The organism is Stenotrophomonas sp. 05N37 (assembly GCF_056397365.1).
Map to the genome: position 1 here is coordinate 94,390 of NZ_JBFTNG010000006.1, position 19,416 is coordinate 113,805.

The window sequence follows — 19,416 nt, forward strand, 5'->3', positions numbered from 1 at the left end:
ATTCGGCGAGCGGGAATTGTAAAGGCAAGGGGCCTGCGATGCCAGCGTTTACATGCATGCGCTGACGTACGGCGATGCCGGGCCCGCCCTCGGTTCAGGCTGGCCCGGGCCTGTTCAGCCTGGCCCGACCCGCCGATCCCGCGCACTGGCGGCGATCGACGGTGGCCTGTGCCGGGAGCGGCTCAGCCGGCGCTGGCGGGCGCCGGGCCGGCCAACAGGTCACGCACCCGGTAGCTGCCGGGCGCCCGCCCATTCAGCTGGCGCGCGGCGAACAGCGCGCCACGGGCGAAGATGTCCCGGTTGGTGGCCCGGTGGGTCAGCTCGATGCGCTCGCCCAGCCCGGTGAACTGGACCAGGTGCTCGCCGACGATGTCACCGGCACGCAGGCTGGCGTAGTGCGGCTCGGCCCCGCCCTTCTGCGCGGCCGCGCCCAGGGTGAGCGCGGTGCCCGACGGCGCGTCCTGCTTGTGCACGTGGTGCGATTCAACGATGTCGCAGTCCCAGCCCGCCAGCGCCGACGCGGCGCGCTCGACCAGCTCGTCCAGCACCGCCACCCCCAGGCTGAAATTGGAGGCCCACACCAGCGGGATGCCGGTGGCCGCCTGGATCAGGGCCTGACGCTGCTGTTCGCTGATGCCGGTGGTGCCCGACACCAGCCCGGCCTGGCGCTCCACGCACAGCGCCAGCACCGGGTCGAAACCCTCGGGCAGGCTGAAATCGATCGCCACGTCGAACGGCGGCGCGCCGGCCAGCTCGCTGGCGGCGAAGTGCGGCACGCCGTCGATCACGCGCTGTACCGGCGAGCGCCGGGTCACCGCGGCGACGACCTGCAGGTCGGGATGGTCGGCGGCCAGGCGCAGCAGGGCCTGGCCCATGCGTCCGGAGGCACCGTGGATGAGCAGGCGAAGAGGTGTGTTGGTCATGCGCGCAGGCTAGCGGGTGGCGGCAAGCCTGCACAAGGGGAAAAACGCCACCGCCATGCAGGCAGGCGCCCGGCCAGGGCGCGATGTCGCTTGCTACCCTGTGCGCCCCCTCCTTGCCGCCGGTCCGCCATGCAGCTTTCCCAGCAACTCGTCCTCGTCACCGGCGGCGCCCGCGGCCTCGGCCAGCACCTGGTACGCGCCTTTGCGCGCGAAGGCGCGCAGGTGCTGGTCAACTACCTGCACAGCGCCGACGCCGCCAGCGCACTGGCCGCCGACCTGGGCCCGGCCGCGCTCGCGGTGCGCGCCGATGTCACCGACCCCGCGCAGGTGCAGGCGATGTTCGCGCAGGCCCGCGCGCACTTCGGTCGCGAGGTCACCAGCGTGGTCAACAACGCGCTGGCCGCCTTCTCGTTCAACGGCGACGCCCGCGCCCAGGCCGATGCGATCGGCTGGCAGGCATTCAACGCGCAGTTCGAAGGCAGCGTGCGCGGCGCGTTGAACACCGTGCAGGCCGCCCTGCCCGGCATGCGCGCGCAGCGCTTCGGGCGCGTGATCAACATTGGCACCAACCTGTTCCAGAACCCGGTGGTGCCCTACCACGACTACACCGCGGCCAAGGCCGCGCTGCTGTCGCTCACCCGCACCCTGGCTGGCGACCTCGGCCCGGACGGGATCACCGTGAACATGCTGTCCGGCGGCCTGCTGCGCAGCACCGATGCCAGTGCGGCCACGCCGGAGGCGGTATTCGACTACATCGCGGCCAACACACCGCTGCGCAGCGTGACCACCCCGGCCGAGTTCGCCGATGCCGCCCTGTTCTTCGCCTCGCCCTGGTCGCGCGCGGTCACCGGGCAGAACCTGGTGGTGGACGGCGGCCTGGTGCGCGACTGATGCGCATCTCCGAGGTGGCGCGGCGCAGTGGCGCCAGCCAGAAGGCCATCCGCCTGTACGAGGCGCGCGGGCTGCTGGCCACGGTGGCGCGGATCAACCGCTACCGCGACTACAGCGAGCAGGATCTCAACCTGGTGCTGCTGATCCGGCAGGCCCTTGCGCTGGGCTTCCGGCTGGCCGACGTGGCCGCGCTGCGGCGCGCCGATGGCGGCATCGACTGGTTGCGCGTGCAGGCGCTGTTGGCGCAGCGGCAGCAGGCGGTGCGCGCGGACATGCAGCGCCTGCAGCAACTGGATGCCGCGCTGACACAGCTTCGCGCCGAGGTGGTCGTGCTGATCGGCCACGGCGACACCGGGCCGCTGGATGCGTGCATGGCCAGCGGTGACTGCCTGGCCGCTTGACTCTGCCCCATGGGGCAGACCGTAGGCTGCGCGCTCCCCTCACGAGCGCCCCCATGTCCCGTTCGATCGTTATCCTGCTTGGCCACCCCGACCGCGACAGCCTGTGCGGGGCCCTGGCCGAGCGCTACCGGCAGGCCGCGCAGGCCGCCGGCCACCCCGTGCAGCTGTTCGCGCTCGGCGAACTCGCCTTCGACCCGATCCTGCGCCATGGCTACCGCCAGATCCAGCCGCTGGAGCCGGCCCTGCAGCAGGTCAACGCCGCCATCGCGGAGTGCCAGCACCTGGTGCTGGTCTACCCGACCTGGTGGGGCGGCATGCCGGCCCTGCTGAAGGGCTTCTTCGACCGCGCCTTCCTGCCGGGCGTGGCGTTCCGCTACCGCAAGGATTCGGTGTGGTGGGACCGGCTGCTGGCCGGACGCAGCGCGCGGGTGATCACCACGCTGGACACCCCGCCCTGGTACTACCGCTGGGTGTACCGGATGCCGGGGCACCAGCAGATTCGGCGCACCATCCTGGAGTTCTGCGGGATCAAGCCGGTGCGGATCACCGGGCTCGGCCCGGTGCGCAGCAGCACCCCCGCGCAGCGGGATGCGTGGCTGCTACAGGCCGAGCAACTGGGCCGCCAGGCCAGGTGAAATGGAGGGGGTAGAGCCACGCCATGCGGGGCTGCCCTTGGTTCCGGCGTGCGGATGGCTGCCAGCCACGCATGGCGTGGCGCTACGGTGATGGTGCGTCGGCTTGTGCCAGCCACGCATGGCGTGGCGCTACGGTGATGGTGCGACGGGTGCGCCGGCTCAATGCTGTTTGGGCGGGGTCGGGCCGCAGCTGTCGCAGCCGCCGCAGGCCCCGCCACCGGCGTTGGCCGGCGGTGCGATCCTGCGCCCCAACGCCTGCTGCCAGGCAGCGCGCTGCGGCTTGACCAGCACCAGCGCGATCGCACCGCGGATCCTGCGCACCACGCCGGGGAACTGCTTCTTCATCACCACCCACGCGCTGACCAGCACGGCCAGCGCGATCACGGCGTACTGCAGCAGCAGGCCGGCGTCCATCAGCCGCCGCCCAGTGCCACGGTCACCTGGTAGGTGACCAGCGAGGCGATGTAGGCGGCCGCGAACAGGTAGAAGGTGGCAAAGCCCATCTGCTTCCACGAGTTGGTTTCGCGCTTGATCGTGGCCAGCGTGGAAATGCACATCGGCGCGTAGATGTACCAGACCAGCAGCGACAGCGCGGTGGCCAGCGACCAGCCATCGCTGATCAGCGGGGTCAGCGCCTGGCTGGCGGCGTCATCATCGGCAGCCGACAGCGCATACACCGTGGCCAGCGACGCCACGGCCACTTCACGCGCGGCCAGGCCCGGGATCAGGGCGATGCAGATCTGCCAGTTGAAGCCCAGCGGTGCGAAGAATACCGCCATCGCGTGCCCGATCTGGCCGGCGAAGCTGTAGTCGATCGCCGGCATCGTCGCGTTCTCCGGTGCCCCCGGGAACGACAGCAGCACCCACAACAGGATGGTCAGCGCCAGGATGATGCCACCCACGCGCTTGAGGAAGATCATGCCGCGCTCGTACAGCCCCACCGCCAGGTCGCGCGGGTGCGGAATGCGGTAGGACGGCAGCTCCAGCATCAACGGGTGCTCGCTCTTGTCGCGACGCCACTTCTTCATGGACCAGGACATCAGCAGCGCGCTGACGATGCCGGCCGCGTACAGCCCGAACAGCACCAAGCCCTGTTGGTTGAACACGCCCCAGACCTGCTTCTGCGGAATGAACGCACCGATCAGCAGCGCATACACCGGCAGCCGCGCCGAACAGGTCATCAAGGGGGCCACCAGGATCGTGGCCAGGCGATCCCGCGGGTCCTGGATGCTGCGGGTGGACATGATGCCCGGCACGGCACAGGCGAAGCTGGACAGCAGCGGGATGAACGAGCGCCCGGACAGGCCGGCCGCCGCCATCATCCGATCCAGCAGGAACGCGGCCCGCGGCAGGTATCCCGATTCCTCCAGCGCCAGGATGAAGGCGAACAGGATCAGGATCTGCGGCAGGAAGATGATCACCCCGCCCACGCCGGCAATGATGCCGTCGGTCAGCAGGCTGTTGAGCGGCCCTTCCGGCAGCGCGCCACCGACCCACTCGCCCAGCGCCCCGGTACCGGCCTCGATCAGGTCCATCACCGGCGTGGCCCAGGCATAGACCGCCTGGAAGATCAGGAACATCACCACTGCGAGGGTCAACAACCCGAACACCGGGTGCAGCAGCCAGCGGTCCAGCGCATCGTCCACCTTCGCGGTGCGCGTGGGCATGCTCACCGCGGCGGCCAGGATGGCGCGCACCTGGGCGTGGTAGTCCCGGTCTTCGGCCGGTGCCGCCACCGGCGCCTGCAGGTGCGGCACCATGCCGTCCAGCCGTTCGACCAGCGCCTGGGCGCCATTGCGGCGCACGGCCACGGTTTCCACCACCGGCACGCCCAGCGCCTGTTCCAGGGCCTGTACGTCGATCTTGATGCCACGGCGCTGGGCGGCGTCGACCATGTTGAGCGCCACGATCATCGGCTTGCCCAGCTCGCGCAGCTCCAGCGCGAAGCGCAGGTGCAGGCGCAGGTTGGTCGCATCGATCACGCACAGCAGCACGTCCGGCGCGGCCTCGCCCGGGTAGAAGCCCCGGCACAGGTCGCGGGTGATCGCCTCGTCCAGGCTGGCGGGCTGCAGGCTGTAGGCACCCGGCAGGTCGAGCACGGCAAACTCGCGCCCGGACGGCGCGCGCAGGCGGCCTTCCTTGCGCTCCACGGTCACGCCGGTGTAATTGGCCACCTTCTGGCGGCTGCCGGTCAGCTGGTTGAACAGCGCGGTCTTGCCGCTGTTGGGGTTACCCACCAGCGCCACGCGCAGGGCGGCGGTCGCAGCGCTCATGCGCGCGCCTCCCCGCCCGGCAGCGCGGTCACCACGATGCGCGACGCCTCACTGCGGCGCAGGGCGAAGCGCGTGAACCCGACCTGCACCAGCAGCGGCTCGGCGCCGACCGGACCACGGGCTACCAGACGCACTTCTTCCCCTTCGACGAAGCCAAGCTCCTTCAGACGGCGGGCGATCGCATCGTTTGCGTGTAGTTCCTGCACGGACGCCACCAGGGCGGAGTCGTACAGCGCCAGATCGGACAACGTCACGGAGCGCCTTCTCGATGATAGGAATGGTTATCAATTCTACCATCGCCGCGCCGCGTCATTGCCCGTGACCAATGGCCCGCTATGATCCGTACATGTATGGACCGACCGCAGACCCCCATGAGTGATGCATTAAGGATAGAACGCAGCGCCTCGGTGCTGACCCTTTGGCTGAACCGCCCCACCCTGCACAACGCCTTCGATGCGGCCCTGATCGCCCAGCTCACCGCGGCGCTGGACGCCGCCGGCCGCGACGAGCAGGTGCGTGCGGTGGTGCTGGCCGGCCAGGGGGCTTCGTTCTCGGCGGGCGCGGACATGCAGTGGATGCGCGGCATGGCCGCCGCCAGCGAAGAGGCCAACCGCCAGGATTCGCTGGCCCTGGCGCAGTTGATGCGCACGCTGGACGAGCTGCCCAAGCCGACCATCGCGCGGGTGCACGGCGCCGCCTTCGGTGGCGGGGTCGGCCTGGTGGCCTGCTGCGACATCGCCATCGCCAGCACCACGGCCCGGTTCGGCCTGACCGAAAGCCGGCTGGGGCTGCTGCCGGCGGTGATCTCCCCGTACGTGATCGACGCCATCGGCCCCCGCCAGGCACGGCGCTGGTTCGCCACCGGGGAGCACTTCGACGCCGACACCGCCTTGCGGATCGGGCTGGTCCACCAGCTGATCGAACCTGAACGCATCGACGAGGCCGTGCAGCGCCAGCTCGGCCTGCTGGACAAGGCCGGCCCGATCGCCTCGGCCCTGGCCAAGGACCTGGTGCGTCGGGTCAGCGCGGGCCGCGACCGCGATGCGCTGGACCGCGACAATGCCGCGCTGATCGCGCGGCTGCGGGTCTCGGCCGAGGGCCAGGAGGGCCTCGGCGCCTTCCTGGACAAGCGCGCCCCGCATTGGGTTACCCAGGACTGAGGACTCGGACATGCTTGACCATATCGGTATCCGCTGCGCCGACTTCACGCGCAGCCTGGCCTTCTTCCAGCAGGCCCTGGCGCCACTCGGCATCACGGTGGTGATGCAGGTCGGCGCCGAACAGACCGGCGCGCACGACCACGCCGGCTTCGGCCGCACCGGCAAGCCGGACTTCTGGATCGGCAATGCGCCCGGCGCCCACGGCGGCGTCCACGTCGCCTTCAGTGCCGGCAGCCGCGCCGAGGTGGATGCCTTCCATGCCGCGGCGCTGGCTGCCGGCGGCCGCGACAACGGCCCCCCGGGCATCCGCGAGTATTACCACCCCGACTATTACGGGGCCTTCGTCCTCGATCCGGACGGCAACAACATCGAAGCGGTCTGCCACCGTCCGGGCTGACGCCCGGCGGTCGCCCCCGACGACCGCGTGCGCCTGGCGCAGGATGGCCGCTTTGTCGCCCATCCCGCGTATCCCCCTTTCGTGGCCCGCCGGGGACCGTGGGCCACCCTCCTTTCCCTGGTATCCCTGTGACCCCAACCCCGCCCCCTACGCAGCCTGCTGTGCGCCATCCCGTTCGCCGGGAGGCCTGCCATGGATGACACCTTCGTCCGCATCGTCGAGGTGGGCCCGCGCGATGGCCTGCAGAACGAAGCCCAGCCGGTGGCCACCGCCGACAAGATCGAGCTGATCCGGCAGCTGTCGCTGACCGGCCTGCGCACCATCGAGGCCACCAGCTTCGTCAGCCCGCGCTGGGTGCCGCAACTGGCCGACGCCGCCGAGGTCTACGCCGGGATCGAGCGCCGGCCCGGCATCGCCTACCCGGTGCTGGTGCCCAACGAGCAGGGCTATGACCGGGCGCGCGCCGTGGGCGTGCAGGAAGTGGCGGTGTTCACCGCCGCCTCGGAAACCTTCAACCGCACCAACACCAACGCCGGCATCGACGAATCGCTGGCGCGCTTTGCTCCGATCCTCGAACGCGCCAGGGCCGATGGGGTGAAGGTGCGCGGCTATGTCTCCACTGTGCTCGGCTGCCCCTACCAGGGCGAGGTGCCGGTCAGCGAGGTGGTGCGGGTGGCGCGCGCGCTGCACGCGATGGGCTGTTACGAAATTTCGCTGGGCGACACCATCGGCGTGGGCACGCCGCGCAAGGCGCGCGCGATGCTGCACGCCGTGGCCGCCGAAGTGCCGATGGCCGCGCTGGCGGTGCACTTCCACGATACCTACGGGCAGGCGCTGGCCAACATCGACGCGTGCCTGGAGGAAGGCGTGCGCGTGGTGGATTCGGCGGTGTCCGGCGCGGGCGGCTGCCCCTACGCCAAGGGGGCCAGCGGCAACGTCGCCAGCGAGGACGTGGTGTACCTGCTGCACGGCATCGGCATGCGCACCGGCATCGACCTGCCGGCGCTGGCCACGACCGGCCGCTGGCTGGCCGCGCGGCTCGGCCGCGAGACCGGCAGCAAGGCCGGCAAGGCGCTGGCGGCCACATGAGTCGCCGCGGCCCGCGCCGGAACGTTGCGGCCGGTGACCACCTCACCGCCCACGTCCACGCGCTGGCCGCCATGGACCAGGCGCTCGCACGCATCCCCGGCGAGGCCGACCTGCGGACCCTGCTGCGCGATGTGCAGCAGGCGCTGCAGGAAGCGATGGACGAGCGCCAGCTGGCACTGCGCCGCTACGCCGCGCTGTTCGATGCGGTGCCCGACCCGGTCAGCATCCTCAGCGAAACCGGCGTGGTGCTGGACCTCAACAAGGCCGGCGTGCGCGCCTACGGCCGCCCGCGCGAGGACATCGTCGGGCAGCCGATCGAACTGCTCAACCCGGACCTGCCCAGCGACCACCTCGACCCGGTGTGGGAGGCGCTGCGGCGCGATGAGACCTACGTCATCGAAGTCACCAACATGCGCGGCGACGGCAGCCGCTTCCCGGTGGAGGTGCACTCGGCGGGTTTCGAGCACCAGGGCGAGCACTGCATCGTGGCGGTGGCGCGCGACCTCAGCAGCCGCTGGCAGGCCGAATCGCGCTACCGGTTGCTGATGGAGTCGATCGACAAGGGCGTGGTCCTGTTCGACGCCCACCTGCGCGTGGTCTCGGCCAACCCGGCCGCGCATCGCATCCTCGGCACCGCCGGCAACGGCGGCAGCCTGCAGGCGATGCTGGCCCCGGATGACTGGATCTGCGTGGACGAACACGGCCACCCGCTCACCCGCGAGCAATGGCCGGCGGCGGTATCGCTGCGCACCGGGCGGATCATCCGCAGCACCATCGTCGGGCTGTACCACCGCCCGCGCGGCCGCATGATCTGGATCTCCACCACCAACGTGCCGGTGTTTGGCACCGGCCGCGATTGTCCGGACCATGTGTTCGGCATGTTCAGCGACATCACCGAACTCAAGCGCACCAACGCGCTGTTCGACCGCGCCCAGTCGCTGGCGCACATCGGCGGCTGGGAATGGGACCGCGGCCTGCAGCGGCTGTATCTCACCGACGAGGCCAACCGCATCCTCGGCCAGGCGCTGCCGCTGCACGACATGGCCCACCTGCTGGAATGCCTGCGCGTGGACGACCGCTCGCAGCTGCAGCAGGCGCTGTTGGACGTGATCGACAAGCAGGCCCCGTTCGAACTGGAACTGCAGGGCCAGCGCAGTGACGGCCATTCGTTCTGGGTGCGGATGATCGGTGAGGCCGAGGCCGGCGACGTGGACGCCGCGCGCATCGCCGGCACCGTGCAGGACATCACCGCGCGCAAGCAGGCCGAGGAAACCCTGCGCATCCAGGCCCGTACCGACCCGCTCACCGGCATCATGAACCGCGACGCGGTACTCAACGACCTGTCCACGCGCATGGCCAACCCCACCCATTGCCGGGTGGCCGTGCTGTACATCGACCTGGACCGGTTCAAGACGGTCAATGACCTGCTCGGCCACAACGCCGGCGACGAACTGCTGATCGACGCCACCCGCCGCATCGCCACCGCGATCGGTACCGAAGGGCTGCTGGCGCGGTTCGGCGGCGACGAGTTCCTGGTGGTCTGCGACACCCGCGACCAGGCCGACCAGCCCGAGCGCCTGGCCGAGGCGATCACCCGCGGCTTCAGCACCCCGTTCCGCTTCGGCAGCGACGAGTTCGCGGTCACCACCAGCATCGGCATCGCGCGTGCCCCGCAGGATGGGCTGCGCCCGCAGCAGCTGATCCAGAACGCGGACATCGCCATGTACGACTGCAAGCGGCGCACCCGCAACGGCTGGCAGGTATTCTCCCCGGAGCTGGCGCAGCGCCAGCACGACCGCCTGCAGATCGAAAGCCGCCTGCACCGGGCCCTGGACGACGACGAGTTCCACCTGGTCTACCAGCCGCAGGTGAACCTGCATGACGGCCGCATGGTGGCGGCCGAGGCCCTGATCCGCTGGCGCAATTCGCAGCTGGGCGAGCTGCGGCCGGACATCTTCATCGGCCATGCCGAGAGCACCGGCGACATCGTCCGGATCGGGCTGTGGGTGCTGCGCGAGGCCTGCCGCCAGATCCGCGCCTGGCAGGACGCCGGGCTGGGCATCGTGCGGGTGGCGGTGAACGTGTCCTACCGCCAGTTCGTCGGCGAGGACCTGGCCCGCAACGTGCGCCAGGTGCTGGACGAGTTCGGCCTGCCCGGCAGCGCGCTGGAACTGGAGTTCACCGAGCGGGTGCTGATCGAGGACGCCCCGGACACCCTGCAGACCTTTGCCCGCCTGCGCGAGATGGGCGTGCTGCTCACCATCGACGACTTCGGCGAGGGCTACAGCGCGCTGAACTACCTGCGTCGTCTGCCGATCCACGGGCTCAAGCTCAGCCAGCTGTTCGTCGAAGGCGTGCCGGGCAACCGCTCCGATGAAGCGGTCTGCGAGGCGGTCTGCGGCATCGCGCGCAGCCTGGGCCTGGGGCTGGTGGCCGAGGGCATCGAGTCGGAGCCGCAGCGGCGTTTCCTGCAGGCCCTCGGGGTGTCGGTCGGCCAGGGCTTCCTGTTCGCCCCGGGGCTGCCGGCCGACGAATTCGCACGGCGGCTGGTCCACCGCCACTGAGCGCGCGCGCACTGCACAACGGCGGCGGCGCCGGCTTCCGCTAGAATCGGCGGTTCCCGAACCAGCGGAACCACGCAATGCAGCTGTCTTCAGTCCGTGCCGTCATCACCGGTGGCGTCTCCGGCCTCGGCCTGTCCGTGGCCCAGTACCTGGTCGCCCAGGGCGCCAAGGTGGCCCTGTTCGACCTCAATGACGACAAGGGCGCGGCCGCGGTGGCCGGGCTTGGCGAGGCCAATGCCCGCTACTTCACCACCAACGTCAGCGATGAAGCCGCCGTTGCCGCGCAGATCGATGCCGCGCACGACTTTCTTGGCGGCCTCAATGCCGCGATCAGCTGCGCGGGCATCCTCGGTGCCGGCCGCGTGCTCGGCAAGGAAGCGCCGATGCCGCTGGCCAGTTTCCAGGCCACGGTGATGGTCAACCTGGTCGGCAGCTTCAACGTGGCCAAGGCCGCGGCCAACCGCATGCAGCACAACACCCCGGGCGAGGACGGCGAGCGCGGGGTCATCATCAACACCGCCAGCGTGGCCGCCTACGAGGGCCAGATCGGCCAGGCCGCGTATGCCGCCTCCAAGGGCGGCGTGGTCAGCATGACCCTGCCGATGGCGCGCGAGCTGTCGCGCTTCGGCATCCGCGTCATGACCATCGCCCCGGGCATCTTCTGGACGCCGATGGTGGATGGCATGCCGCCGGCCGTGCAGGAGTCGCTGGCCGCCTCGATCCCGTTCCCGCCGCGCCTGGGCAAGCCGGAGGATTTCGCCGGCCTGGTCGGCCACATCCTCGGCAACACCTACCTCAACGGCGAGACCATCCGCCTGGACGGCGCGGTGCGGCTGGCGCCGAAGTAACCCGCATTCCCATCCCGCCGGGCGCCCGGTCTGGCGCCCTGACCTCCCACGAACCGACCTTCAGTCCATGAAAGCCAACGACATCAAGAAAGGCAACGTCGTCGAATACAACAACGGCGTTTACCAGATCCGCGACATCGAGCGCAGCTCGCCGCAGGGCCGCGGCGGCAACGTCCGCTTCCGCTTCATCATGTACAGCGTGCCGGGCGGCAACAAGCTCGATGCCAGCTTCGATGCCGACGACAACCTGCCGGAAGTCGAACTGCTGCGCCGCCAGTCCACCTATTCCTACAAGGACGGCGATGCGTTCGTGTTCCTGGATGATGAGGACTACACCCCGTACATGGTCGACGCGGACGTGCTCGGCGACGACGCCGGCTACATCACCGACGGCTTGACCGGCATCTACGTGCAGGTGATCGACGAAACCCCGGTGGGCGTGCAGCTGCCGACCAGCGTGGTGCTGGAAGTGGTCGAAACCCCGCCGGAAATGAAGGGCGGCACCGCCACCAAACGCCCGAAGCCGGCCAAGCTCAGCACCGGTATCGAGATCATGGTGCCCGAGTACATCGCCAACGGCGAGCGCGTGCTGGTCAACACCACCACCGGTGAATTTGCCGGCCGTGCCGACTAAGCGCGTCGCGCTGCTCGGTTGCCTGGCCCTGCTCGCGGCGTGCGCGCCGCGGGCAGCGGACAGCAGCATTGATGCAGTGGATGCCGCCCCGCCGGCGTCAAGCCAGGGCGACGTCGCCGCAGCGGACCGCGTTACCGACGCCCCGGCTGCCGCTGCACCGGCCGTGGACGCCCCCTCGGACGCCGACAGCGACCCCAGTGGCGGCATGCCCGACCTGGATGAGCTCGAGCAGGCGCGGGCTGCCGCCGGCTGCGCGGTCTCCAACGACATCGGCGACCTGGACGACATCCGCATCTACTGCCAGATGCCGGCCGACGTGCGCGCGTTCCTCGAACGCGAAAACACCTGCCAGCACTTCGCGGGCGAAGAAGCCTACGATGAAGCGCGGCGACTGGAACTCGAGACCGCCAGCGAGCGCTATTGCGATGGCCGCGAGCGCATCTTCGCCGACCTCTACGACCGCCATCATGACGACTGCGCGCTGCGCGAAGCACTGATCGGCGTGGGCAACCGCTACGACCTGTTCACCGACGTCGCGGCGGACCACTGCCGCCCGCAGGACGTGCGCTGATCCACCCTCGGTTCACGGTTTGGCGGCCAGCGTCGGCGCCCCGCCGAAATCACCGCAGCCGTGGTACTGCCGCGCGCCCACGGTCAGCATCGCCGTGGTCCCGAACGCCTGCCCACTCATGTCGTCCTGGCAGACCGTGCGCTGGAAGGTGAGCTTGATGTCGGTGCCGTCGGCGGCCTTGCCCGACCAGCCATCCTTGCCCTGGGTCGGCAGCGGAATCTCGAAGGTACGCTGCCCGTAATCCGTTTCCACCCGCAGGCTGGGCGTCGCACCGGCGGCTACTTCCGCCAGCCAGCCCGGCTCGTTGCCGGTCGCGCGGAAGCCCGCCGCCGCGGTGCCCGCCGCGGCCGGCCCCGGCGCTGCCACCCCTTCCGCACCCGACCCGGTGCAGGTGCGGTCGGGCTCCCCCTTCAACGCCAGGGTGCCGTCGGTGGTGCCCCGGGTCCAGAACGTGGTGCCTTGACCGTCGCTGTATCTGGCGCCGGAGGCGGCCGGCTGCGATGACATCGCGAAGGTGCGGTCGCCCACCACCACGGTGGCCGAATCCTGCCCCCGATACGTCGCATGCACCGTCAGCTCGCCGCACTGGAAGACATAGCTGCGCTCGTCGGACGTAGCCGCGACCGCCGGCGGTGGGGCCTGGTCGGTCGCACCTGCACTGGCGGTGTCGCCACCCTGTGGCGCCGGCTGGCAGGCGGCCAGCCCGGCCGCGATGGCGAGGCTCAAAAGCCAGGGGGAAGCACGCATGTGGAACTCCTTGCGGTTGTTGCATTCAACGCACCATCCTAGCCCGCACCCTGCAGCCGCAGGTGAAGCGGCACTGACTCCGGCCCCGTCCGCGCCATCGCGTCGCCGGCGCTCGGCGCGCGCATGCGCGGCAGCGACCTCAGTGCAGGTCAGCGCCGGCGGCGGTGTCGGCGCGGGCCAGCAAACGCATCCGCGCACCCAGCCGTTCCAGGTTGTCGTCGGTGATCCGCAGTTCCTCCTGGTGCGCCGCCGGCAGCCGCGCGCGCAGTCGCTGGGCAAGCGCCTGCCAGCCCGGCACCGCACGCTGGCTGATCGCCGCAGTGGACGCCGCCGCGGCGGCGCGCTCGCTGCCCAGCGGCAGGCCATAGCCACCGGCCGGCACGAGTGCGGCAGGGCTGACCAGCTGGCCGGTATCGCGCAGCAGGGCCATCAAGGCCTGGCGCGCGTCGTCGCCGGCATCGGCCGGGGCCGCCAGGGTACGCTTGAGCAGGTCGCGCGCGCGCAGTTCCTCGCGCTGACGCACCGCCTGTTCCAGCAGCAGCAGCGCGGCGGTGGCACGCAACCCGCCCTGCTCCAGCGAGGCTGCGCGCCGGGCCGCCGGTTGGCGCAGCCAGTCGTCGACCCGGTCCGCGCCGAGCGGAAGCTCGGCCCGCGCGACGTCGAACAGCTGCTGGTAGTGGTCCTGGGCAGAGGCGAAGTAGTAGCCCTGGCGCAACGCGGCATCGCGATCGCGCAACACCGAACCATCCGCATGCCCCTGCCGTTGCAGCCTGTCCAGCAGGCCGCGCGGCGTGATCCGGTTCAGTCCCGGCGTGGCCCACCCCGGCACGCCCGCCTGCAGCAGCTTGCCGGTTTCCACCGCGCAGTTGTTGCTGACGAACAGGTAGCGGCCGTCGTAGCTCCAATGCACCTGCGCCACGCGTTCGAGCAGGCTGGCAATCTCGGTCGGCTGCAGCCGCAGTGGCACCGAGGCCAGCCCGCGCAGCTCCACCTGGGTGTATTCGTTGATCACCTGGTTGAGCGGCAGCACGAACAGGCGCGAGGGATAGGAACCGGTCAGGCCGCGCCAGCTGGAGATCTGCACGTCGCCGACGAATGCGCGGAAGGACAGCACGCGGTGATGGGCCAGGTCCATGCGGCAGGCCGGGCCCGGCGGCCGCCCCGGCGCGCAGATCACCAGCCGCAGCATGCTGTGGCCCCATCGGCTCATCATCTGGTCGTTGCCCTCGGCCAGCAGGTAATCCACCGCGTACACACGGGCCGGATCCAGCTCCAGCAGCGACGCCGCGCCGGTGGCATCGTCGCTCTGGACCAGGGGCATCCGCGCATCGCAACGCGCTGCATCGTCGCCGCGCGTGCCGATGGTGCTGTCGAACCACGCCGCGAGCGCGGGACGGCGGCAGGCATAGCCAGGGTCGAGCAGGAAGTGTTCGGCGTTGACGGCGAGGAACTCGGCCGGGCTGGCGCGCTCGTACGGGTCCGGGCTGCGCTGGCTGAAATGATTGCCGCTGCGCCCCATCCGCCACGGGCGCTGCTGCCAGCCACTGAGCTCGCGCCAGCGTGCGCTGCGCGACCAGCCGCCAGCGCGGCTGCGGTCGAGCACGTGGGTCAGTTCATGGATGAGCGCGGCCTGCACCGCTCGCGGCAGCGGCTGCCCGTCCTGCAGCTCGTCGAGCAGCTGCCGGCGCAGGGTGATGGCGCCGTTGCGCGCGCGCCCATGCACCTGCACGGGAAGCGCATCGCTCCAGCGCACGCGCACCGGGGCATCGAAGCGCGCCTGCCAGCTGGCGGGCAGCGGCACCTCGTCCAGTACCCGCTGCGCGGCCACCCGCTGGGCCGCATCCAGGCCGTCGGCCTGCAGTTCCAGGCGCAGACCGGCCTGCGCCAGCGGCGCGGCCAGCAGCGCCGCCAGGGCCGCCCATCGCCAGCGGCGGGCCTGGCCACGCACGTGCATCAACGGGCCAGCAGCGCCTTGGCCAGGGCCAGGTCGCTGGCGTCGCGCTGGGCGGCATCGCGCTCGCGCAGGTGCAGCAACGCCGCTTCCAGACGCGCGCCACGGATGGCGCCATCGCTGGCAACGAACGCGGCCGCATCGTCGCGCGCGTCGAGCACGATCTTGTCATCGTCCGAGCTGGACGAACCGGCCGACGACGCGCCGGAGGCGGAACCGGCCGAGGAGCCGGCGAAGCTGGAGGCCAGCGCGGACAGCGGCAGGGCGAGGACGGCAAGAAGCAGGATCGGACGCATCATCAGGGTGTCGTTCGCGGTGGAAAACGCAGAGCGTATAGGCTGGGTGAAATCCTGTCGCGGCCTACAGGTCGAACAGCTTGCCGGGATTCAGCAGGCCTTGGGGATCAAACGCACGTTTGACCGCCTTCATCAAGGCGATTTCCGGCGCGCTGCGGGTGCTGTCCAGGTAGCCCTTCTTGACCAGCCCGATGCCGTGCTCGGCCGAGATGCTGCCATCGAAACGGGCCAGCACCTGCGCCAGCAGCGTGGTGACGTGCTCGCACTGGGCAAGGAATTCCGCGCTGGCGGTGGCGTCGGGCTTGAGCACGTTGATGTGCAGGTTGCCGTCGCCGATGTGGCCGAACCAGACCACGTCGAACTGCGGATATGCCTGGCCGATCAAGGCCTGGGTTTCGGCCATGAACGCGGGCATCGCCGAGATCCGCACCGACACGTCGTTCTTGTAGGGCGTGTAACGCGCCACCGCTTCGGTGATGCCCTCGCGCAGGCGCCACAACTGCGCGGCCTGCGCATCGCTCGCGCTGACCACGCCATCGCTGACCCAGCCCTGCTCCATGCAGGCCTCGAAGGCGGCCATCGCGGCGGCCTCCTGGGCCTCGTCGCCGGCGGCGAACTCGGTGACCACGTAGAACGGGTGCACCTCGGCGAACGGTGCCTGCGCACCATGCGCGAGCACGTGTTCGAGCGCGCGGTCGGTGAAGAATTCGAAGGCCTGCAGCTGCAACCGCTCGCGGAACGCGGCGAACACCTGCATGAGCACCTCGAAACTGGGCAGCGCCAGCAGCATCACGTTGCTGGCCGGCGGCGGATCGGTCAGCCGCAGCGTGGCCTCCACGATCACCCCCAGGGTGCCCTCCGAGGCGATCAGCAGCTGGCGGAAATCGTAGCCGCTGGAATTCTTGATCAGGCCCTTGTTGAGTTCCAGCAGCTCGCCGCTGGCGGTGACCACCTTGAGCCCGGCGATCCACTCGCGGGTGTTGCCGTAGCGGATCACGCGGATGCCGCCGGCGTTGGTGGCGATGTTGCCGCCGATCGAGCACGACCCGCGCGCGGCGAAATCCACCGGGTAGATCAGGCCGTGTTCCAGCGCGGCGTTGTGCACCGCTTCCAGCGCCATGCCGGCCTGCACGGTCAAGGTGCGGTCCACGGCATCGAAGGCCAGCGGCTTGTTCATGCGTTCCAGGCTGAGCACCAGCTCGCCCTGCGCGGCGACCGCGCCACCGGACAGGCCGGTGCGGCCGCCGGAGGGCACCACCGCCACCTGCTGGGCGCTCGCCCAGCGCAGGATCGCCTGCACCTCCTCCACGCTGCCCGGCAGCGCGATGGCCAGCGGCGCCGGGGTCCAGCGCCGGGTCCAGTCGCGGCCGTAGTGCTCCAGGTCGGCCGGATCGGTCTTGAGCCGCAGCCCGGGGCAGTCCTGCAACAGCGAAGAAAGGCGCGGATCGGTCATGGCAGCAGGACTGGGCGAGGGAATTCCCAAGCGTAGCAGACCCCCGCCGCTGGCCCGACGGCTGGCATCGACCTGGGGCGTGTCAACGGATGCATCTGAAACCATCTCCGCGCCCATTGGCGCACTGCACAATCGGCGGCCCGTTCTGGCATAGTTGGGTGCTCCCGCCCACCATGCCGCACCCGCCCATGTCGCCGAAGAAGACCTCGTTCCCGAAGCAGGATATCCGCGTGCTGTTGCTGGAGGGGGTGAGCCAGACCGCGATCGACGTGTTCACCGCCGCCGGCTATTCGCAGATCGAACTGCACAGCAAGGCGCTGCCCGAAGACGAACTGAAGGCACGCATCGCCGAGGCGCACATTTTCGGCATCCGCTCGCGCACGCAGCTGAGCGCCGAGGTGCTGGCCCATGCCAAGCGCCTGATGGCGGTGGGCTGCTTCTGCATCGGCACCAACCAGGTCGACCTGGACGCTGCCGAGCTGGCCGGCATCCCGGTGTTCAACGCGCCCTACTCCAACACCCGCAGCGTGGCCGAGCTGGTCATCGCCGAAGCGATCATGCTCACCCGCGGCATCCCGCAGAAGAATGCCGAATGCCATCGCGGCGGATGGTCCAAATCGGCCGCCGGCAGCCATGAAGTGCGCGGCAAGACGCTGGGCATCATCGGCTACGGCCACATCGGTACCCAGGTCGGGGTGATGGCCGAGGCGATGGGCATGCAGGTGATCTTCCACGACGTGGAAACCAAGCTGTCGCTGGGCAATGCGCGCGCGGCGATCAGCCTGGACGACCTGCTCGCGCGCGCGGACATCGTCACCGTGCACGTGCCGGAAACCCCGGCCACGCAGTGGATGATCGGCGCCGCCGAACTGGCGCGCATGCGTCCCGGCGCGCACCTGATCAATGCCGCGCGCGGCACCGTGGTCGACATCGACGCGCTGGACGCGGCGCTGCACAGCGGCCATATCGGCGGCGCGGCGGTGGACGTGTTCCCGATCGAGCCCAAGGGCAACGGCGATGCGTTCGTGTCGCCGCTGACCGCGCACGACAACGTGATCCTGACCCCGCACGTGGGCGGCAGCACGCTGGAAGCGCAGGACAACATCGGTGTGGAAGTGGCGGCCAAGCTGGTCCGCTACAGCGACAACGGCAGCACCCTGTCGGCGGTCAATTTCCCGGAAGTGACCCTGCCCGAGCACGAAGACAGCCTGCGCCTGCTGCACATCCACCAGAACGTGCCGGGCGTGCTGTCCAAGGTCAACGAGATCTTCTCGCGCCACAACGTCAACATCGACGGCCAGTTCCTGCGCACCGACCCCAAGGTGGGCTACGTGGTCATCGACATCACCGCCAGCGAGGCCCAGGCGACGGCCGTTCGCGAAGAGCTGGCCGCGATCCCGGGCACGCTGCGGACGCGCGTACTGTATTGATCGCCCGCCGGGCTCCCCGGCGGCGGGATGTCGTGCCGCGCTGTGCGCGGTTGCCGAGCATGGCTCGGCACTACCGGTTCGCGTCGGATTGCGGTTGGCGGCCATGGTGCGGCATTAACCTGTACGCGCCGGATCGCGGTTGGCGCCCATGGTTCGGCATTACCGGTGCGCCCTGGATTGGCGGCCATGGTGCGGTGCACCCGGATCCCGGTAGAGCCGAGCCATGCTCGGCTGCTTTTCGTTACGGGCTCGCGATGACCTGACCCACACGTCGGACGGAGATCAGGCGCCCGACCGACGCGTTGCCTGTCGGGCGGCATCCGGTTGCGGACGGTTGCCGCGCTGGTGCGCGGTTGCCGAGCATGGCTCGGCACTACCCGTTCGCGCCAGATCGCGGTTGGCGGCCATGGTTCGGCATTACCGGTGCGCCCCGGATTGGCGGCCATGGTGCGGTGCGCGCCGGATCGCTGTTGGCGGCCGCGGTCGGACATCACCGGTGCGCCCCGGATTGCCGGCCATGATCCGGTGCACCCGGATCCCGGTAGAGCCGAGCCATGCTCGGCTGCTTTTCGTTACGGGCTCGCGATAGCCCGACCCACACGTCGGACGGAGATCACCCGCGCCACCGACGCGTCGCCCGTCGGGAGGCATCCGGCGGCGACCGATTACCGCGCTGGTGCGCGGTTGCCGAGCATGGCTCGGCACTACCGGTGCGCGCCGGATCGCGGTTGGCGGCCATGGTTCGGCATTACCGGTGCGCCCCGGATTGGCGGCCATGGTGCGGTGCGCGCCGGACCGCGGTTGGTGGGCATGGTTCGGCATTACCGGTGCGCCCTGGATTGGCGGCCATGGTCCGGTGCGCGCCGGATCGCGGTTGGTGGCCATGGTTCGGCATTACCGGTGCGCGCCGGATCGCGCTTGGCGGCCGTGGTCGGGCATCACCGGTGCGCCCCGGATTGCCCGCCAATGGTCCGGTGCACCCGGATCCCGGTAGAGCCGAGCCATGCTCGGCTGCTTTTCGTCGCGGGATCGCGATGGCCTGAGCCACACGTCGGACGGAGATCACCCGCGCCACCGACGCGTCGCCCGGCCGGCGGCGACCGGTTGCCGCGCTGGCTCGCGGTTGCCGAGCACGGCTCGGCACTACCGGTGC

General features: G+C 70.3%; 19 protein-coding genes. 11 read left to right on the forward strand and 8 right to left on the reverse strand.

Features of this window, described 5'->3' with window-relative positions:
* Positions 1-182 precede the first annotated feature (182 nt).
* Positions 183-923, reverse strand: a complete 741-nt coding sequence (gene dapB / locus AC1DGC_RS16055) for a 4-hydroxy-tetrahydrodipicolinate reductase (protein ID WP_259202462.1) — start codon at positions 921-923, stop codon at positions 183-185.
* A 129-nt stretch (positions 924-1,052) separates the two neighbouring features.
* On the opposite strand from dapB, the gene AC1DGC_RS16060 reads away from it, so the two are divergent.
* Genes AC1DGC_RS16060 through AC1DGC_RS16070 form a run of 3 tightly spaced genes read left to right on the forward strand, consistent with a single transcriptional unit; the run spans position 1,053 to position 2,850 of the window.
* On the forward strand, positions 1,053-1,814 hold the full coding sequence (locus tag AC1DGC_RS16060) for a 3-oxoacyl-ACP reductase (RefSeq protein WP_449336271.1): 762 nt from the start codon (positions 1,053-1,055) through the stop codon (positions 1,812-1,814).
* Positions 1,814-2,215, forward strand: coding sequence for a MerR family transcriptional regulator (locus AC1DGC_RS16065; RefSeq protein ID WP_478048328.1), 402 nt, complete (start codon positions 1,814-1,816; stop codon positions 2,213-2,215). The genes AC1DGC_RS16060 and AC1DGC_RS16065 overlap by 1 nt, the downstream gene beginning before the upstream one ends.
* Before the next feature lie 53 nt (positions 2,216-2,268).
* The gene (locus AC1DGC_RS16070; protein WP_478048329.1) at positions 2,269-2,850 is read left to right on the forward strand and encodes an NAD(P)H-dependent oxidoreductase; all 582 of its coding nucleotides are present in this window, start codon (positions 2,269-2,271) and stop codon (positions 2,848-2,850) included.
* A gap of 159 nt (positions 2,851-3,009) precedes the next feature.
* On the opposite strand, the gene AC1DGC_RS16075 is transcribed toward AC1DGC_RS16070, so the two are convergent.
* The 3 genes from AC1DGC_RS16075 to AC1DGC_RS16085 are packed head-to-tail and all read right to left on the reverse strand — an operon-like array spanning position 3,010 to position 5,377.
* Complete coding sequence (locus AC1DGC_RS16075) at positions 3,010-3,264, reverse strand: DUF6587 family protein (protein WP_478048330.1); 255 nt, start codon at positions 3,262-3,264, stop codon at positions 3,010-3,012.
* Positions 3,264-5,123 (reverse strand): ferrous iron transport protein B, encoded by a 1,860-nt coding sequence (gene feoB / locus AC1DGC_RS16080; RefSeq protein WP_259202455.1) that lies wholly within the window; start codon positions 5,121-5,123, stop codon positions 3,264-3,266. Before feoB ends, AC1DGC_RS16075 begins: the two co-directional genes overlap by 1 nt.
* Complete coding sequence (locus tag AC1DGC_RS16085) at positions 5,120-5,377, reverse strand: FeoA family protein (protein WP_259202454.1); 258 nt, start codon at positions 5,375-5,377, stop codon at positions 5,120-5,122. The genes feoB and AC1DGC_RS16085 overlap by 4 nt, the downstream gene beginning before the upstream one ends.
* 117 nt (positions 5,378-5,494) lie before the next feature.
* Here AC1DGC_RS16085 and AC1DGC_RS16090 point away from each other — a divergent pair, with 117 nt between their 5' ends.
* The 7 genes from AC1DGC_RS16090 (at position 5,495) to AC1DGC_RS16120 (ending at position 12,386) form a co-directional block, all read left to right on the forward strand.
* On the forward strand, positions 5,495-6,283 hold the full coding sequence (locus tag AC1DGC_RS16090; RefSeq protein WP_259202453.1) for an enoyl-CoA hydratase-related protein: 789 nt from the start codon (positions 5,495-5,497) through the stop codon (positions 6,281-6,283).
* A gap of 10 nt (positions 6,284-6,293) precedes the next feature.
* Positions 6,294-6,680, forward strand: a complete 387-nt coding sequence (locus AC1DGC_RS16095) for a VOC family protein (protein WP_478048331.1) — start codon at positions 6,294-6,296, stop codon at positions 6,678-6,680.
* A gap of 192 nt (positions 6,681-6,872) precedes the next feature.
* Positions 6,873-7,769 carry a hydroxymethylglutaryl-CoA lyase gene (locus AC1DGC_RS16100; RefSeq protein WP_394163734.1) on the forward strand — a complete coding sequence of 299 codons (897 nt, stop codon included), beginning with the start codon at positions 6,873-6,875 and terminating at the stop codon, positions 7,767-7,769.
* Complete coding sequence (locus tag AC1DGC_RS16105; protein WP_478048332.1) at positions 7,766-10,333, forward strand: sensor domain-containing protein; 2,568 nt, start codon at positions 7,766-7,768, stop codon at positions 10,331-10,333. Before AC1DGC_RS16100 ends, AC1DGC_RS16105 begins: the two co-directional genes overlap by 4 nt.
* A gap of 77 nt (positions 10,334-10,410) precedes the next feature.
* Complete coding sequence (locus AC1DGC_RS16110) at positions 10,411-11,181, forward strand: SDR family NAD(P)-dependent oxidoreductase (protein ID WP_394163732.1); 771 nt, start codon at positions 10,411-10,413, stop codon at positions 11,179-11,181.
* Positions 11,182-11,248: 67 nt separating this feature from the next.
* Positions 11,249-11,815 carry an elongation factor P-like protein YeiP gene (gene yeiP / locus AC1DGC_RS16115; RefSeq protein ID WP_394163731.1) on the forward strand — a complete coding sequence of 189 codons (567 nt, stop codon included), beginning with the start codon at positions 11,249-11,251 and terminating at the stop codon, positions 11,813-11,815.
* On the forward strand, positions 11,805-12,386 hold the full coding sequence (locus AC1DGC_RS16120) for a hypothetical protein (protein WP_394163730.1): 582 nt from the start codon (positions 11,805-11,807) through the stop codon (positions 12,384-12,386). Before yeiP ends, AC1DGC_RS16120 begins: the two co-directional genes overlap by 11 nt.
* A gap of 12 nt (positions 12,387-12,398) precedes the next feature.
* On the opposite strand, the gene AC1DGC_RS16125 is transcribed toward AC1DGC_RS16120, so the two are convergent.
* From AC1DGC_RS16125 to AC1DGC_RS16140, 4 genes are all read right to left on the reverse strand, one after another.
* Positions 12,399-13,133 carry an MliC family protein gene (locus AC1DGC_RS16125; protein WP_478048333.1) on the reverse strand — a complete coding sequence of 245 codons (735 nt, stop codon included), beginning with the start codon at positions 13,131-13,133 and terminating at the stop codon, positions 12,399-12,401.
* A 139-nt stretch (positions 13,134-13,272) separates the two neighbouring features.
* Positions 13,273-15,087 (reverse strand): DUF7844 domain-containing protein, encoded by a 1,815-nt coding sequence (locus AC1DGC_RS16130; protein ID WP_478048334.1) that lies wholly within the window; start codon positions 15,085-15,087, stop codon positions 13,273-13,275.
* The gene (locus tag AC1DGC_RS16135) at positions 15,087-15,383 is read right to left on the reverse strand and encodes a DUF2388 domain-containing protein (protein ID WP_394163727.1); all 297 of its coding nucleotides are present in this window, start codon (positions 15,381-15,383) and stop codon (positions 15,087-15,089) included. The genes AC1DGC_RS16130 and AC1DGC_RS16135 overlap by 1 nt, the downstream gene beginning before the upstream one ends.
* A 61-nt stretch (positions 15,384-15,444) precedes the next feature.
* A complete protein-coding gene (locus tag AC1DGC_RS16140; protein ID WP_259202439.1) occupies positions 15,445-16,833 on the reverse strand; it encodes an FAD-binding oxidoreductase in 1,389 nt (462 codons plus the stop codon).
* Between the two features lie 188 nt (positions 16,834-17,021).
* Between AC1DGC_RS16140 and serA the strand changes: the two genes are divergently transcribed.
* On the forward strand, positions 17,022-18,263 hold the full coding sequence (gene serA, locus AC1DGC_RS16145; RefSeq protein ID WP_478048335.1) for a phosphoglycerate dehydrogenase: 1,242 nt from the start codon (positions 17,022-17,024) through the stop codon (positions 18,261-18,263).
* The last annotated feature ends 1,153 nt before the right edge of the window (positions 18,264-19,416 follow it).

What these genes read in the sequence shown, in the direction of transcription:
- dapB (WP_259202462.1), bottom strand. Translation starts at nt 923, where the DNA reads ATGACCAACACACCTCTTCGCCTGCTCATCCACGGTGCCTCCGGACGC.
- AC1DGC_RS16060 (WP_449336271.1), top strand. Translation starts at nt 1,053, where the DNA reads ATGCAGCTTTCCCAGCAACTCGTCCTCGTCACCGGCGGCGCCCGCGGC.
- AC1DGC_RS16065 (WP_478048328.1), top strand. Translation starts at nt 1,814, where the DNA reads ATGCGCATCTCCGAGGTGGCGCGGCGCAGTGGCGCCAGCCAGAAGGCC.
- AC1DGC_RS16070 (WP_478048329.1), top strand. Translation starts at nt 2,269, where the DNA reads ATGTCCCGTTCGATCGTTATCCTGCTTGGCCACCCCGACCGCGACAGC.
- AC1DGC_RS16075 (WP_478048330.1), bottom strand. Translation starts at nt 3,264, where the DNA reads ATGGACGCCGGCCTGCTGCTGCAGTACGCCGTGATCGCGCTGGCCGTG.
- feoB (WP_259202455.1), bottom strand. Translation starts at nt 5,123, where the DNA reads ATGAGCGCTGCGACCGCCGCCCTGCGCGTGGCGCTGGTGGGTAACCCC.
- AC1DGC_RS16090 (WP_259202453.1), top strand. Translation starts at nt 5,495, where the DNA reads ATGAGTGATGCATTAAGGATAGAACGCAGCGCCTCGGTGCTGACCCTT.
- AC1DGC_RS16095 (WP_478048331.1), top strand. Translation starts at nt 6,294, where the DNA reads ATGCTTGACCATATCGGTATCCGCTGCGCCGACTTCACGCGCAGCCTG.
- AC1DGC_RS16100 (WP_394163734.1), top strand. Translation starts at nt 6,873, where the DNA reads ATGGATGACACCTTCGTCCGCATCGTCGAGGTGGGCCCGCGCGATGGC.
- AC1DGC_RS16105 (WP_478048332.1), top strand. Translation starts at nt 7,766, where the DNA reads ATGAGTCGCCGCGGCCCGCGCCGGAACGTTGCGGCCGGTGACCACCTC.
- AC1DGC_RS16110 (WP_394163732.1), top strand. Translation starts at nt 10,411, where the DNA reads ATGCAGCTGTCTTCAGTCCGTGCCGTCATCACCGGTGGCGTCTCCGGC.
- yeiP (WP_394163731.1), top strand. Translation starts at nt 11,249, where the DNA reads ATGAAAGCCAACGACATCAAGAAAGGCAACGTCGTCGAATACAACAAC.
- AC1DGC_RS16125 (WP_478048333.1), bottom strand. Translation starts at nt 13,133, where the DNA reads ATGCGTGCTTCCCCCTGGCTTTTGAGCCTCGCCATCGCGGCCGGGCTG.
- AC1DGC_RS16130 (WP_478048334.1), bottom strand. Translation starts at nt 15,087, where the DNA reads ATGCACGTGCGTGGCCAGGCCCGCCGCTGGCGATGGGCGGCCCTGGCG.
- AC1DGC_RS16135 (WP_394163727.1), bottom strand. Translation starts at nt 15,383, where the DNA reads ATGATGCGTCCGATCCTGCTTCTTGCCGTCCTCGCCCTGCCGCTGTCC.
- AC1DGC_RS16140 (WP_259202439.1), bottom strand. Translation starts at nt 16,833, where the DNA reads ATGACCGATCCGCGCCTTTCTTCGCTGTTGCAGGACTGCCCCGGGCTG.
- serA (WP_478048335.1), top strand. Translation starts at nt 17,022, where the DNA reads ATGTCGCCGAAGAAGACCTCGTTCCCGAAGCAGGATATCCGCGTGCTG.